Here is a 13214-nt window from a genome sequence, read left to right as displayed (position 1 = left end):
AAGGGGGTTTTTTTATTGGATCATGTTCAAAAAATCATCCTCGGAAATAATTGCTATCCCTAATTTATCTGCCTTTTCTTTTTTACTGGGACCCATGTTGGCTCCTGCCACAACATAGGAGGTCTTTGATGAAATGGAGGTGCTCACTTTGCCCCCATTATCTTCAATATATTTTTTAAGCTCCGCACGGCCAACTTTTTCAAATACCCCGGAGACCACAAAGGTCTGACCTTTAAGTATTTCTGTTTGTCCCTCCAACTGTTCTTCAGTAAGTGAAAACTGCAACCCGTAACGTTTAAGTCGGTCTATGATTTCTATATTCTTTTCCTCTTTAAAAAAATTAACCACACTTTCTGCAATTCTATCTCCAATCTCATCAACTGATAAAAGCTCCGTAGTTGTTGCCGCCATTAATGCATCAATATTCTTATATGCCTTGGCTAGTTTCTTCGCGACCGTTTCACCAACATACCTAATTCCCAGCCCAAATAGGACCCGTTCAAAAGGAATATTTATGGAAGCAGCTACTCCATTTATTAAATTTTCGGCAGACTTTTCCGCCATTCGTTCTAATGGCATGAGTTGCTCCTTGGTAAGGGTATACAAATCGGCATAATTAGTTATTAAGCCCTCCTTAAAAAGTAATTCTACCGTTTCACTTCCCAAACCTTCAATATCCATTGCCTTTCTGGAAATGAAGTGTTGAATTCTCCCTGTTATCTGCGGCGGACATCCGGTTTCATTAGGACAAAAATGCTGAGCCTCCCCAGCTTTTCTATTCAACTCGGTACCACATTCAGGGCAATATTTAATATATACCGTAGCCGACGATTGAACAGGGCGGTTTGACAGATCGACACCAATAATCTTAGGGATAATTTCACCCCCTTTTTCAACATAAACAGTATCACCCTCACGAATATCCAACTTTGCTATTTGATCCGCATTATGTAAAGAAGCTCTTTTAACGGTGGTTCCCGCCAGAAGAACGGGTTCCAGGTTGGCAACCGGCGTAATGGCCCCGGTTCTGCCTACCTGATAGGTTATCTCTTTTAGCAGCGTCGTAGCGCGTTCTGCTTTAAACTTATAGGCCAGGGCCCATCTCGGAGCCTTGGCGGTATACCCCAATTCTTCCTGTTGGGCATAGCTATTTACTTTAACAACGACTCCGTCTGTTTCATAAGGCAAATTATGACGTTCTGTGTCCCAATATTCCACAAACTCCATTACCTCCGATGTAGATTTACACAATTTGGCAGCCTCCGGCACTTTAAAACCCCATTCCTTTGCCTTTGACAGCATCTCATATTGAGTTGAAAAATTTAAGTTTTTACCCGTTATGCCATAAAGAAGGCATTCCAGTGGTCTTTCCGCAACTAATGAGCTGTCCTGCAGTTTAAGACTACCTGCTGCTGTATTGCGAGGATTCATATAAGGATCTTCCCCGTTACTAATACGTTCCTGATTCATTTTATCAAAACCATCCAGGGGTAGTACAATTTCAGCCCTGATATGAAATTTGGGTGGAAAATCTCCCTGAAGTCTGAGTGGAACAGATTTAATCGTCCTTATGTTTGCAGTTACATCATCACCCTGAAATCCATCACCCCTGGTGACTCCTCGCAACAACTCACCGTTTTCGTATGTTAAACTAATAGAGGCTCCATCATATTTTAACTCACAGGTAAAACTGACCTCAGAATTACCCAAAATACGCAGAACGCGCTTTTCCCAATCTAAAAGTTCTTCTTTGGAATACGAGTTATCCAATGAATACATCCTTTCTTCATGGACCACGGTCTCAAAATTTTTGGTAACTGCACCGCCAACACGCACAGTTGGGGAGGTAGCATCCATAAATTCAGGATTCTGCTCTTCCAGTGCCTGCAACTCCTTTAATTTCATATCAAATTCAAAATCTGAAATAGTGGGAGTGTCAAGCACATAATACCTATGATTATGTTCTCTCAATTCCGTTCGCAAGGCTTCAATTTTTTCCTTTATCGTCATTAAAGCTGATCTTTTTTGATCCATTTTGGGAGCTGTTGAGGCCGATAATACAGCATTTTATCTAGTAGTCCATGAATTGAATCATCTATTAGTATCATATCATAATTTTCTTGTTTAAGGAATCCCTGATCTACCATTTTTTTGAGCATTAGCATTAGATCATCGTAAAATCCGTTGATATTCAGGATGCCTATCGGTTTTTGATGTAGTCCTAATTGGGCCCATGTAATCATCTCAAAAAATTCCTCCAGCGTACCATATCCGCCGGGTAACATAATTACACCTTCAGACAATTCATGCATTTTTAATTTACGCTCATGCATATTATCAGTGACAATCAACCTGGTTAATCCACTGTGAAACACCTCCTTGAGTTTAAGGAAATCGGGGATAATACCAATTACCTCGCCTGAATGGTCCAATGCTCCTTCGGCCACCTTCCCCATTACTCCAATTCTTGCTGCTCCATAAACAAGGGCAATTGTTCGTTCTGCCATTACTTTGCCTAATTTATAGGCATTGCCCCAAATTAAAGGGTCGTTTCCCTCACTGCTGCCACAAAACACCACTATACTTTTCATATCCTCACTATTCACGGGGTTTAAAAATATTAAAAAAGATCATTACTCATCATTTTTATATTACCCCGGGGTATTTTCCTTTTATCATTCGGTCGTTTCCAAAAATATCTTTTCTAATTTCAATTTCAGTAAAATGGAATTCCTGCATTAATTTCTGAACCTCCTTACCTAAATATTGGTTTATTTCCATATAAATTAATCCATTTAATGTTAAACTATTCGCAGCCAGTTTTACTATAGCCGTGTAGAAAAGCAAGGGTTCTTCGTCTGTAACGAATAAGGCCACATGGGGTTCATGCAGTAGTACATTATTTCGCATGTCAACTTTCTCCATTTCCCTAACATACGGCGGATTGGAAATAATAATATCATAGTTTCTGTTTAAGGACGAAACTTTCAAAATATCTGCCTGAACAAAATCAACTTCCACATCATTTCCTAATGCATTTTTCTTAGCCACGGCGAGAGCGGATTTCGAAACATCCATGCCAGTAAGCTTCAGGTTTGGATTAAATTTAGCAAGTGAAACGGCTATACATCCGCTTCCGGTGCCAATATCAATTACATTCAAACTTTTTTTTAAATCCAGATGATCATTAAGCACCCATTTTATCAATTCTTCCGTTTCTGGTCTTGGTATGAGCACAGACTCATTCACCAGCATTTTCATATCTAAAAAAGTTGTTTCTCCCAAGACATATTGTATGGGTTCTTCTTTCTTTAGTTTCGATAAACTTTCAAACAAATACTTTTCTTCCTCCTTGCTAATCACAATAGAGGGATCTATGGCAAGAATGAACCTTTCTAAGCCCAAAAAATGTTCAATAACTAAATAGAACATACTATCAACCTCCTCTTTTGGATACAGCTGATCCAACTCTTTGTGATATATGTTCTTTATCTCTTTTAATAACATTATTAACGCCACTAAATCCTGTAGGGAATTGTATTTTAAAGATCAGGATTTACAAACTTTTGTTGATATTCATATTCTTCCGGAATATCCTACTTTTGCGAGGTGAAGATACATGAAAAATATATGCTTCGCTGCATAGAGTTAGGTGAAAAGGCTCTGGGTTCAGCCGCACCAAACCCAATGGTTGGCTGTGTTATTACCTTTAACAATAAAATAATTGGCGAAGGGTTTACAAGTATTTATGGAGGGCCTCATGCAGAAGTAAATGCCATAAATTCTGTGGCGGACAAATCACTATTAAGAGAAGCTACTCTTTATGTTACTCTCGAGCCTTGCTCACATTATGGAAAAACCCCGCCATGTGCTGAACTTATTATTAAGCATAATCTGAAAAAAGTAATTATTGGCACCCAAGATCCTAATAAAAAAGTATCCGGACAGGGGATACGCAAACTTAAAGAAGCGGGATGTGAAGTAGTGGCAGGCATATTGGAAGATGAATGCAGAAAGCATCACAGGCGATTTTTAACCTATCACGAAAAACAAAGGCCCTATATTGTATTGAAATGGGCAGAAACTAAAGATGGTTTTATTGCCCCGGCTGATGAAAAGCGTAAAGCCCGGCCGGAACCTTATTGGATAAGTAATTCTTATGCCCGACAAAGAGTACATCAATGGCGTAGTGAAGTGCAGGCTATATTGGTTGGTACTAATACCGCAATAAAGGATAATCCTAAATTGGATGTTAGAAAATGGAAAGGAATGTCCCCTACACGTATTATTATTGATAAAGTGATTAAACTACCCAAGGAGCTGCATATTTTTGATAATTCAATTCGTACAATAGTCCTGACTCAGGAAAAAGACAAATCAAAATACTTAGAAGGGATTCTATATGAGATTATTGATTTCAATAAGGATGTTGCAAAAGAAACCTGCAGGGTTTTGTTCGAAAAAAACATATCCACTGTTCTTATTGAAGGAGGATCCACCACATTGGCTACTTTTATCAATTCGGGCTTATGGGATGAGGCCCGAATAATTACCAGCGAAAACACCTTTGGCAGTGGTAAAAAGGCACCGAAACTTTCAGGTATTTTAGTAAATACCGAAATAATTGCCAACAATACAATAAATACATTTTTACATGATTGAGAATATTATTTTTGATTTTGGAGATGTCTTTATAAACCTTGATAAAGAAGCTACGGCAAGAGAAATGCAATCGTTTGGATTCCGAAATATTACGCCTGATTTGGGATACTTATTTGTGGAATATGAAAAAGGCCTTATTTCCACGGAAGATTTCCTTAAGCGCACAAATAAACTATTTCCCAAAGCAGGTAAATCTGATTTAATATACGCCTGGAATGCTATAATTCTTGATTTTCCCGAAGAACGATTGCGATATATTGAAAATTTGGCTCAAAAAAAAGAGTACCGGCTGTTCCTTTTAAGTAATACCAATGAAATGCATATAGAATTTGTAAAGAAGCAAATGGGTGAAGAAAGATATGTCCGTTTTAAAAGTTGTTTTGAAAATTTCTATTTATCCCACGAGCTTCATTTAAGGAAACCCGAGCCCGAAATCTTTGAATATGTGCTGCATACGAATAACCTTAATCCGGAAAAAACACTTTTTATAGACGATACCGAAGGACATACGAAAGTTGCAAAAGGGCTTGGTATAAAATGCAGGCACCTTAAGGTTGGACAAGAGGATATTTTGGATTTAAATTTATAACAGCAAAATGTTAGACCTCGCTTTAAGTGTACTTTTTTCCAGCCTGATATTTGTAATCTTCAAATTATATGACACACATAAAATTCAAACTATTTATGCGATTATTGTAAATTACATCACGGCATGCCTGGTGGGTATCTTATTTTACAATCAACCTATTCAATTACATACTATTCCAAATAGGGGTTGGTTTTATGGCACACTTCTATTAGGTGTCTTATTCATCGTAGTCTTTAATCTAATGGCCAGGACATCCCAACGCCTGGGGGTATCTGTAGCATCCGTTGCCACAAAAATGTCCTTTGTTATCCCGGTTATTTTGGGTCTTATCTTGTATAACGAAAGACTTAGCTTTTTTAAAATATTGGGTATACTATTAGCTTTGGCCGCCGTTTACTTTGCTTCTGTGAAAGACACGCCCAGAGCTATTCAGAAAAGAGCTTTTTTATTGCCGGTCATGGTTTTTCTGGGTTCCGGAATCATTGATGGAAGTATAAAATACCTGGAAGAAAATTACGTTGAGACCAATGAATTTCCCATTTTCTCGGCCACCGTATTCGCTGCGGCAGCTACAACCGGCCTAATATTTATTCTTATAAAATCTATTAAGAATCCATTAAAATTAAACCTTAAAAACGTTTTGGGTGGCATTGCGCTGGGAATCCCCAATTTCTTTTCTATTTTCTTTTTATTAAGAGCCCTTCAAAATAAAACGTTGAACAGCGCTTCAATATTTACACTTAACAATGTGGCTATAGTAATGTTTTCGACCTTATTGGGAATTATATTGTTCCGGGAAAAAATTAGTTCAAAAAACTGGGGTGGTATAACCCTGGCAGTAATAAGTATTATTTTGGTTGCTTTTTTTTAATGGAAAACAATACTGGTCTTTACAAAACAATATCGAAAGCCTCAGCAGGCATTTTATATAAAGAACAAAAGAGCAAATTCTATGCTTATACATTTCCTGTCGCCCAAGAGGGTGATATAAAACCAATTTTAGAAGATTTGCGCCGTAAGCATCCAACTGCTAATCATATTTGTTATGCATGGAGAATAGGAATAGAAAACCAAAGATATCGGGCTAATGACGATGGCGAACCTAATAATTCTGCTGGTATTCCCATTTTTGGTCAAATAAAGTCATTTGGATTAACCAATGTTCTAATAGCCGTAGTGCGAATATTTGGTGGGACCAAATTAGGGGTTGGTGGTCTTATATCCGCCTACAGAACGTCTGCAAAATATGCTTTGGAATCCTCGGAAATTGTTGTAAAATCAGTTCAAATACAATACGAACTACGTTTTGTTTACCCACTCATGAGCGGCGTTATGCGTATTATCAAATCAAATGCAATTGAAATAATGGCAAGAGACATGGACATTGATTGCACCCTCTTAATAGCAGTCAATGTAAAAGAAGTTTCCCGGGTGGAAAACCAATTAAGAGGTCTCAAAGGAGTCTCAATGTCAAAAATTGAAGGGTAAATATTAAAAGAAAAGCCTCTACGGATTATACCCGATCGGCATTTAAATCATAATGGGTGTTGGTAAGTCTTTCCAAGACACTTTCAGGACATCTTACAGGTCTGTTGGTCTCCATATTAATAAATGCCAAAATGGTATTTGCTTCTGCTAAAAGTTCCTTTGCTTCATTGTAAATTTCGTAGTCAAATTCTATTTTAGCCGTGGGTGTTTTTTTTAGTTTGGTAACAACAGTTATTAGATCATCATACAACGCAGATTTTATAAATTTCAACTGTAAGGAAATTACGGGTAGCCTTATTCCGTTTTCTTCCATGCTTTTGTAAGAAATTCCCAAAGCCCTCAGCCATTCAACCCTGCCCATCTCCAAGTATTGCGGGTAATTACCGTGATATACAACTCCCATTTGATCCGTTTCTCCATAGCGAACCCGAAAAGAAAATCGATAAAAATGCATATTTTATCAGCTAAAAACAATATATTTATACGTAACCTTAAGTGGTTGTCGAACATGCAAAAAAAAAAGAGAAAAATCAACCTAAAATGATTTTTTTTTTAGAATTTTTGTTCACATATTTGTCTCGCTTAAAAGAGTCACTGAATAAGCGTTTAGATTGACCAATTTAACATAAACACTAACCAGCCAAATAAGATATTCCTTCATATGAGTGTTACTGCTATTTCCGTTTGGAACAATTGCTTGGTTTTTATTCAAGATAATATCCAACCGCAGGCATTCAAAACGTGGTTTGAACCTATTAAACCAGTTAAGTTAGCAGATAATGCATTAAGTATTCAAGTCCCCAGCAAGTTTTTTTATGAATGGCTTGAAGAACATTATGTGAAATTATTAAAGGTTGCACTTACCAAGGAACTCGGAGAAAATGCCAAACTGGTGTATGTCATCAAGATGGAAAATACCTATGGAAACCGGGAGCCTTTTACAGAACAAATACCAAGCTCAAATAGGGGAAGTGTTAATCCACAGGAGATGGATGTACCAATAAAATCTAAAAACCCTGAGCTTAAGAATCCTTTTGTTATTCCCGGTATCAGGAACATTAAAATAGAGTCTCAGCTAAATCCTAATTACAATTTTGACAATTTCCTTGAAGGTGACTCCAACAGACTGGCAAGATCAGCGGGAATGGCTGTAGCCAATAAACCGGGAGGAACATCATTCAATCCGCTTCTCATATTTGGGGGTGTAGGACTGGGTAAGACACATCTGGCACATGCGATAGGCGTAGAAATTAAAGATAAATACCCGGAGCGAACAGTGCTTTATATATCTGCTGAAAAATTTACACAACAATACATTGAATCTGTCAAGAAAAACACCAGGAACGATTTTATTCATTTCTATCAGTTGATAGATGTACTCATCATTGATGACGTTCAATTCTTATCCGGGAAATCGGGAACTCAGGATGTTTTCTTTCACATTTTTAATCATTTGCACCAAAATGGAAAACAGGTAATTCTAACTTCCGATAAAGCGCCTGTTGATATGCAGGATATAGAACAACGCTTGCTTTCCCGATTTAAATGGGGATTGTCCGCTGAACTTCAAAATCCGGATTATGAGACGCGCATTTCTATTCTTCGAAATAAATTGTATCGCGACGGTGTTGAAATGCCCAATGAAATTGTAGAATATGTAGCTAAACATATTAAAACCAATATCAGGGAATTAGAAGGTGCAATAATTTCCTTAATTGCCCAATCTTCATTTAACAAGAAAGAAGTTACTTTGGAATTGGCACAACAGGTAGTCGAAAAATTTGTTAAAAACACAAAACGAGAAGTTTCTATCGACTACATACAAAAAGTTGTCTCAGATTATTTTGAAATGGATGTAGCTACCTTACAATCCAAAACAAGAAAGCGACACATAGTTCAGGCAAGGCAGTTGGCAATGTTTTTCGCTAAAAAATTTACAAAAGCCTCTTTGGCCAGTATTGGTTCTCAGATAGGCAAAAGGGATCATGCTACTGTCCTCCACGCATGTAAAACGGTAGATAATCTGGCAGAAACAGATAAGCAGTTTAGAAAATACATTGAAGATTTAACTAAGAAATTTTCCTGATTAGATTATGCAAACAAAGGTACTTATGGTATGCCTTGGAAATATTTGCAGGTCACCATTAGCCGAAGGTATATTAAAATCCAAAACTGATCCGCAAAACGTAATTGTAGATTCCGCCGGAACCGCAGGATACCATATTGGAAATAATCCTGATCTAAGATCCATTGCAGTTGCCAAAAAATACGGGATTGATATTTCTGACCAAAGATGCCGAAAGTTCAGTTATTCGGATTTTAAGCAATTTGACCTGATTTACGCTATGGATCTGAGTAATTACCATGATATTGTTGCATTAACAAATGACAAAGCCGAAATTAAAAAAGTAAAACTCTTATTGGAAGAGACAAACACTTCTTTGAATGAAGTTCCTGATCCATATTATGGAGGATCCGATGGTTTTGAGCAGATATATGACCTAATTGATAATGCCTGCGATATGATTGCCAAAAAATTAAATTCACAACAGCACTCATAAAATGCGGAATACAAAACCTTCAAAAGGTAAATTATATATGATTCCGACTACTTTGGGTGAAACTGAACCACTTGAAGTTTTACCCATTTCAATTAAAAGAATAATTGAGGAAATTGATTATTACATTGTAGAAAATGAAAAATCTGCAAGACGATTTATCAAAAAAATAAGTCCGAGAAAATCACAACCAAATTTACATATTTCACTTTTAAATAAATTTACAGGCGCAGAGATCATTCCATCTTTCCTGGATCCATGTTTAAACGGCAAAAATGTTGGTATTCTCTCTGAAGCAGGATGCCCTGGAATTGCGGATCCAGGAGCTGATGTAGTGCGGATTGCGCATCAAAAAGGAATAGTAATAGTGCCCCTTGCAGGGCCTTCTTCCATAATTATGGCGTTAATGGCCAGCGGTCTGAATGGCCAAAATTTTGCATTTAACGGTTATTTACCAATCGAAACAGCGGAACGAAAAAAGGCCATCAGGAAATTTGAAAAAATTTCAAGGGAAAATAATCAGAGTCAGCTATTCATTGAAACTCCGTATAGAAATAACAATCTGCTTCAGGAATTTGTAAGAACCTTATCCAAAACCACATTGCTCTGTGTGGCTACTGATATTACTTTAGCCACTGAATTTATTGCTACCAAGTTAGTTGGTGATTGGGTGACAGATGAAGTTGACCTTCATAAACGACCTACAATTTTTATAATTCAAGCCTAAAAAAAGGCCCCGTTTTTTTCAGCCAGGGCCCTTGTATAGTATGAAGGTAGATTTCAATTATACTTTAGGATTGCGTGTTGCCGAAATCTGTGAAATATCGTATCCTGAGAATTTTTTTAAGTAATCCGCCAGGCTGGTCCCATAGGCATCCTTAACATCATTTCTGCCATTGGAGTATAAATATTTCATCACATTACCCGGACCCGCTAAATGGGCAGCGGCCAATATTCCGGATTCGGTTATTTCAATCCCCTTAACTTTTTTTCCTACAAAATATTTGATGTACTTACGTAAAATCCATTTGTTACGGGCAATATTGGTGTAAAATACCTTCTCCTGAAGCCCTGGATCATTAAGGAATCTTGTTGCATTATGCACTCCCATTAATTGCAAAGTACCAATTCCGAATTGATATTTTCCGAGATAACCAAGGGTGTTTATGATAAAATAATTCCCCTGAGACTCGCGGAATGCAAGTGCTTCCCTGAATCCAATGTAACAGCTTCCTAAAAAAGGAGTTGCAACAATTGATGGGTAGAATTTTGTTCTGTTTTTGGGGAACAGAACTTGCGTAGGTTCTTTTACTCTTAGTGCTTTGGGTACCTTAACTTCAGAGGTCTTTGTAAATCCAAAACTAACTAAAACTAAAATCATGATAAGCGGGCAAATAATATATGGCCACTTTTTCATATATGTGTTTTCTTAAGACTTATTACCAACAAGCGGTATGCTTAAATTTCTGATACAAAGATATAGGAGATTTGTACGAATTATCTTTAGTAAATCTTAAAAGAAGTCTTTATTTGTTAAGTTGTTCCGAATTTTGGATAAACTGCCTACCTATTGATATTTTGCTCATTAATCCATCGGATGTATTGCGCTTTATTCCGGTTGTGTTGCGACAGATTTTCAGCAAAAATATGATACCCAAAGTCCTTAACATTAGCTACCATATAATAATATTCATGTTTTTCCGGGTTGAGAACCGCATCAATGGAAGAAATGTCCGGCATTGTAATTGGCCCGGGTGGAATACCCGCATATTTATAGGTGTTATAAGGTGAATTGAGTTCCAAATCTTTGTAAAGAACTCTTTTAATTACCGTATCATAGTTGCCCAGTTCTCGTTTTAAAGCAAATATAACCGTTGGATCCGCCTGAAGTAACATATTCTTTTTCAGACGGTTAATATAGAGCCCGGCCACTCTGGGACGCTCATCTACCTTGGCAGTTTCCTTTTGCACAATTGAAGCCAGGGATATTGTTTCAATTGGTGTTAAACCCAACATTTCTGTCTTCTTTAGCCGATCATTACTCCAAAAACGATGATATTCCTTGAGCATCCTACTACGAAATTCTGTGGCAGAGGTATTCCAGAAAAATTCATAACTATTTGGTATGTAGATTGAAAGACCAGTATCTGTTGTAAGGTCATTTTTCTTCAGAAATTCAGGATCCAGGAAAGCATCCAGCAAAGAAATACTATCTGCTTCTATCTGGCTCGAAATTCTACCGGCCAAATTGGCCAGGGTAACCTGGTTGTTAAAAGAAACCTTAACCGGAATATTGTTACTTCGTAAGGAATTTACAATATCATTGTTATTCATTCCTTTCTTGATAACATATTTTCCAGGTTTGATGTTATCTGCATATTTTTTTCGCTTAGCTACTGCTTCAAAGGTCTCCATATCAGTTAAAAGAGGTAAAAGCATACTTTCAAGCTCGTCATAGGTAGTCCCCGTAGGAATATAGATATAGGCCTCATCATTCTTAAACGATGTATTCGATACAAAAAGAGCATTATATATCAAATATGCAAAAGCTCCTGCAGCAACGAGACCGAGAAGCACAACAACCAATAAAATCTTCCTGATATACATTATTGACAAATCTTTTGAAAAAGTAATTCATTTTTAAATTCTCCACCCGAAAGAATCCAATCCTTCTTAACACCAGCGAGATTAAAGCCCATCTTTTTAAATAGATGTATACTCGGTTCATTGGACTCCCCGACATTGGCATACACCTGATTTAAGTTTAATATTTGGAAAGCGTAGTCACAAAGCAAAGCAAGAGCTTCCGAGCCATGGCCATTATTGCGATCTTCTTTATCCAAAATTACAATCCCTATTCCGGCTCTTTGGTGTTTTGGATCAAAATCAAAAAGGTCAATAAACCCAATTACTTTATCTTGTTCATTGCAAATAGAAAGGCGTAATTGCTTTACTTCATAGATATCTCTGTGGGCGTTATCCAGATACATTTTAAGTACATGCCTGGAATAAGGTGTTATGGTACCACTTATTTCCCAGATCTCAGGGTTATTTTCAAGCTCATATAAAAACTCCAGATCACCTGGTTCCAATGCCCGTAAATTGGTATGTCTTCCTTTTAAAATCAAATCTCAATTGTTCCTTTAAAAACCTGTTCAGCCGGACCTTCCAGCCAAATATTCTCATAACCATTCGCAGCCTTACTGTATTGCACAGACAAATTTCCTCCTTTGGTATGAAGTTTAACAGTCTCCCCGTTTGTCTTACCCCAATAATGCATTCCCAAGGCTACTGCGGTTACACCGGTTCCGCAGGATAAGGTTTCGTTTTCTACACCTCTTTCATATGTACGTACAGCAAATTTATTTTCCCCTTTTTGTTCTACAAAATTTATATTACTCCCACTTTCACCATAAATACCATATCGCAGTTTAGCGCCTTCCTCCTTTACATTAAAATCTTTCAAATTGGATACCAGCTGAACATGATGCGGAGAGCCCGTATTTAGGAATAGACAATTGGACTTTTCCATTATTTCTTTGACATCCTGCATTTTCAGTCTAACAATTTTTTCATTAATGCTTGCCTGGTGCAAACCATCCACTGCATTAAATTCGGTATTTTCTTTAATAATCCCAAGGTATTTTGCAAAAGCAACGATACACCTACCGCCATTCCCGCACATACTCCCTGTTTTACCATCGGAATTATAGTATACCATTCCAAAATGCGCCCTGTCATCTTCTTCGAGCAAGATTAATCCATCGGCACCGATGCCAAAGCGTCTGTCACAGAGATTTGAAATTATTTTGCCGGCGGTTTTAGGAAATTCCCCTTTACGATTATCTATTATGATAAAATCGTTTCCCGATCCCTGATATTTGTAAAAAGTTACTATCATACCTTCTTGAATAAAC

General features: G+C 37.3%; 15 protein-coding genes. 7 read left to right on the top strand and 8 right to left on the bottom strand.

The features are described from left to right. Positions 1-12: 12 nt before the first annotated feature. Genes ligA through prmC form a run of 3 tightly spaced genes read right to left on the bottom strand, consistent with a single transcriptional unit; the run spans position 13 to position 3507 of the window. A complete protein-coding gene (ligA, locus tag Q0X77_RS04300) occupies positions 13-2010 on the bottom strand; it encodes an NAD-dependent DNA ligase LigA (protein ID WP_297793667.1) in 1998 nt (665 codons plus the stop codon). Next, a complete protein-coding gene (locus tag Q0X77_RS04295) occupies positions 2010-2591 on the bottom strand; it encodes a TIGR00730 family Rossman fold protein (protein WP_297793547.1) in 582 nt (193 codons plus the stop codon). Before Q0X77_RS04295 ends, ligA begins: the two co-directional genes overlap by 1 nt. Positions 2592-2646: 55 nt before the next feature. Continuing rightward, positions 2647-3507, bottom strand: a complete 861-nt coding sequence (gene prmC, locus Q0X77_RS04290; RefSeq protein WP_297793544.1) for a peptide chain release factor N(5)-glutamine methyltransferase — start codon at positions 3505-3507, stop codon at positions 2647-2649. A gap of 102 nt (positions 3508-3609) precedes the next feature. Between prmC and ribD the strand changes: the two genes are divergently transcribed. The 4 genes from ribD to Q0X77_RS04270 are packed head-to-tail and all read left to right on the top strand — an operon-like array spanning position 3610 to position 6739. Then, positions 3610-4662, top strand: a complete 1053-nt coding sequence (gene ribD, locus Q0X77_RS04285; RefSeq protein ID WP_297793542.1) for a bifunctional diaminohydroxyphosphoribosylaminopyrimidine deaminase/5-amino-6-(5-phosphoribosylamino)uracil reductase RibD — start codon at positions 3610-3612, stop codon at positions 4660-4662. After that, on the top strand, positions 4655-5251 hold the full coding sequence (locus Q0X77_RS04280) for an HAD-IA family hydrolase (RefSeq protein ID WP_297793539.1): 597 nt from the start codon (positions 4655-4657) through the stop codon (positions 5249-5251). Before ribD ends, Q0X77_RS04280 begins: the two co-directional genes overlap by 8 nt. A 7-nt stretch (positions 5252-5258) precedes the next feature. Then, a complete protein-coding gene (locus tag Q0X77_RS04275; protein WP_297793536.1) occupies positions 5259-6122 on the top strand; it encodes a DMT family transporter in 864 nt (287 codons plus the stop codon). Then, complete coding sequence (locus Q0X77_RS04270; protein WP_297793534.1) at positions 6122-6739, top strand: YigZ family protein; 618 nt, start codon at positions 6122-6124, stop codon at positions 6737-6739. The genes Q0X77_RS04275 and Q0X77_RS04270 overlap by 1 nt, the downstream gene beginning before the upstream one ends. A gap of 25 nt (positions 6740-6764) precedes the next feature. Here the strand turns inward: Q0X77_RS04270 and Q0X77_RS04265 are convergent, their stop codons facing one another. Then, positions 6765-7193: a thioesterase family protein gene (locus Q0X77_RS04265; RefSeq protein ID WP_297793531.1), complete on the bottom strand. Its 429-nt coding sequence runs from the start codon at positions 7191-7193 to the stop codon at positions 6765-6767. A gap of 207 nt (positions 7194-7400) precedes the next feature. Between Q0X77_RS04265 and dnaA the strand changes: the two genes are divergently transcribed. The 3 genes from dnaA to Q0X77_RS04250 are packed head-to-tail and all read left to right on the top strand — an operon-like array spanning position 7401 to position 10024. Then, positions 7401-8825, top strand: a complete 1425-nt coding sequence (dnaA, locus tag Q0X77_RS04260; protein WP_297793528.1) for a chromosomal replication initiator protein DnaA — start codon at positions 7401-7403, stop codon at positions 8823-8825. A 7-nt stretch (positions 8826-8832) separates the two neighbouring features. After that, positions 8833-9300 (top strand): low molecular weight protein-tyrosine-phosphatase, encoded by a 468-nt coding sequence (locus tag Q0X77_RS04255; protein WP_297793526.1) that lies wholly within the window; start codon positions 8833-8835, stop codon positions 9298-9300. 1 nt (position 9301) lies between these two features. After that, positions 9302-10024: an SAM-dependent methyltransferase gene (locus Q0X77_RS04250; protein WP_297793523.1), complete on the top strand. Its 723-nt coding sequence runs from the start codon at positions 9302-9304 to the stop codon at positions 10022-10024. 57 nt (positions 10025-10081) lie between these two features. Here the strand turns inward: Q0X77_RS04250 and Q0X77_RS04245 are convergent, their stop codons facing one another. The 4 genes from Q0X77_RS04245 to dapF all read right to left on the bottom strand — a co-directional run bounded on the left by Q0X77_RS04245 (position 10082) and on the right by dapF (position 13198). Next, complete coding sequence (locus Q0X77_RS04245; protein ID WP_297793520.1) at positions 10082-10678, bottom strand: hypothetical protein; 597 nt, start codon at positions 10676-10678, stop codon at positions 10082-10084. A 182-nt stretch (positions 10679-10860) separates the two neighbouring features. Further along, on the bottom strand, positions 10861-11904 hold the full coding sequence (gene mltG, locus Q0X77_RS04240; protein ID WP_297793518.1) for an endolytic transglycosylase MltG: 1044 nt from the start codon (positions 11902-11904) through the stop codon (positions 10861-10863). Further along, positions 11904-12425, bottom strand: a complete 522-nt coding sequence (locus Q0X77_RS04235) for a GNAT family N-acetyltransferase (protein WP_297793515.1) — start codon at positions 12423-12425, stop codon at positions 11904-11906. Before Q0X77_RS04235 ends, mltG begins: the two co-directional genes overlap by 1 nt. Continuing rightward, positions 12422-13198, bottom strand: coding sequence for a diaminopimelate epimerase (gene dapF / locus Q0X77_RS04230; protein ID WP_297793513.1), 777 nt, complete (start codon positions 13196-13198; stop codon positions 12422-12424). The genes Q0X77_RS04235 and dapF overlap by 4 nt, the downstream gene beginning before the upstream one ends. Between the last annotated feature and the right edge of the window lie 16 nt (positions 13199-13214).

The sequence above is a fragment of the uncultured Eudoraea sp. genome, assembly GCF_947258925.1.
Classification (GTDB): Bacteria; Bacteroidota; Bacteroidia; order Flavobacteriales; family Flavobacteriaceae; genus Eudoraea.
This window is presented reverse-complemented; position numbering and strand designations above follow the sequence as displayed.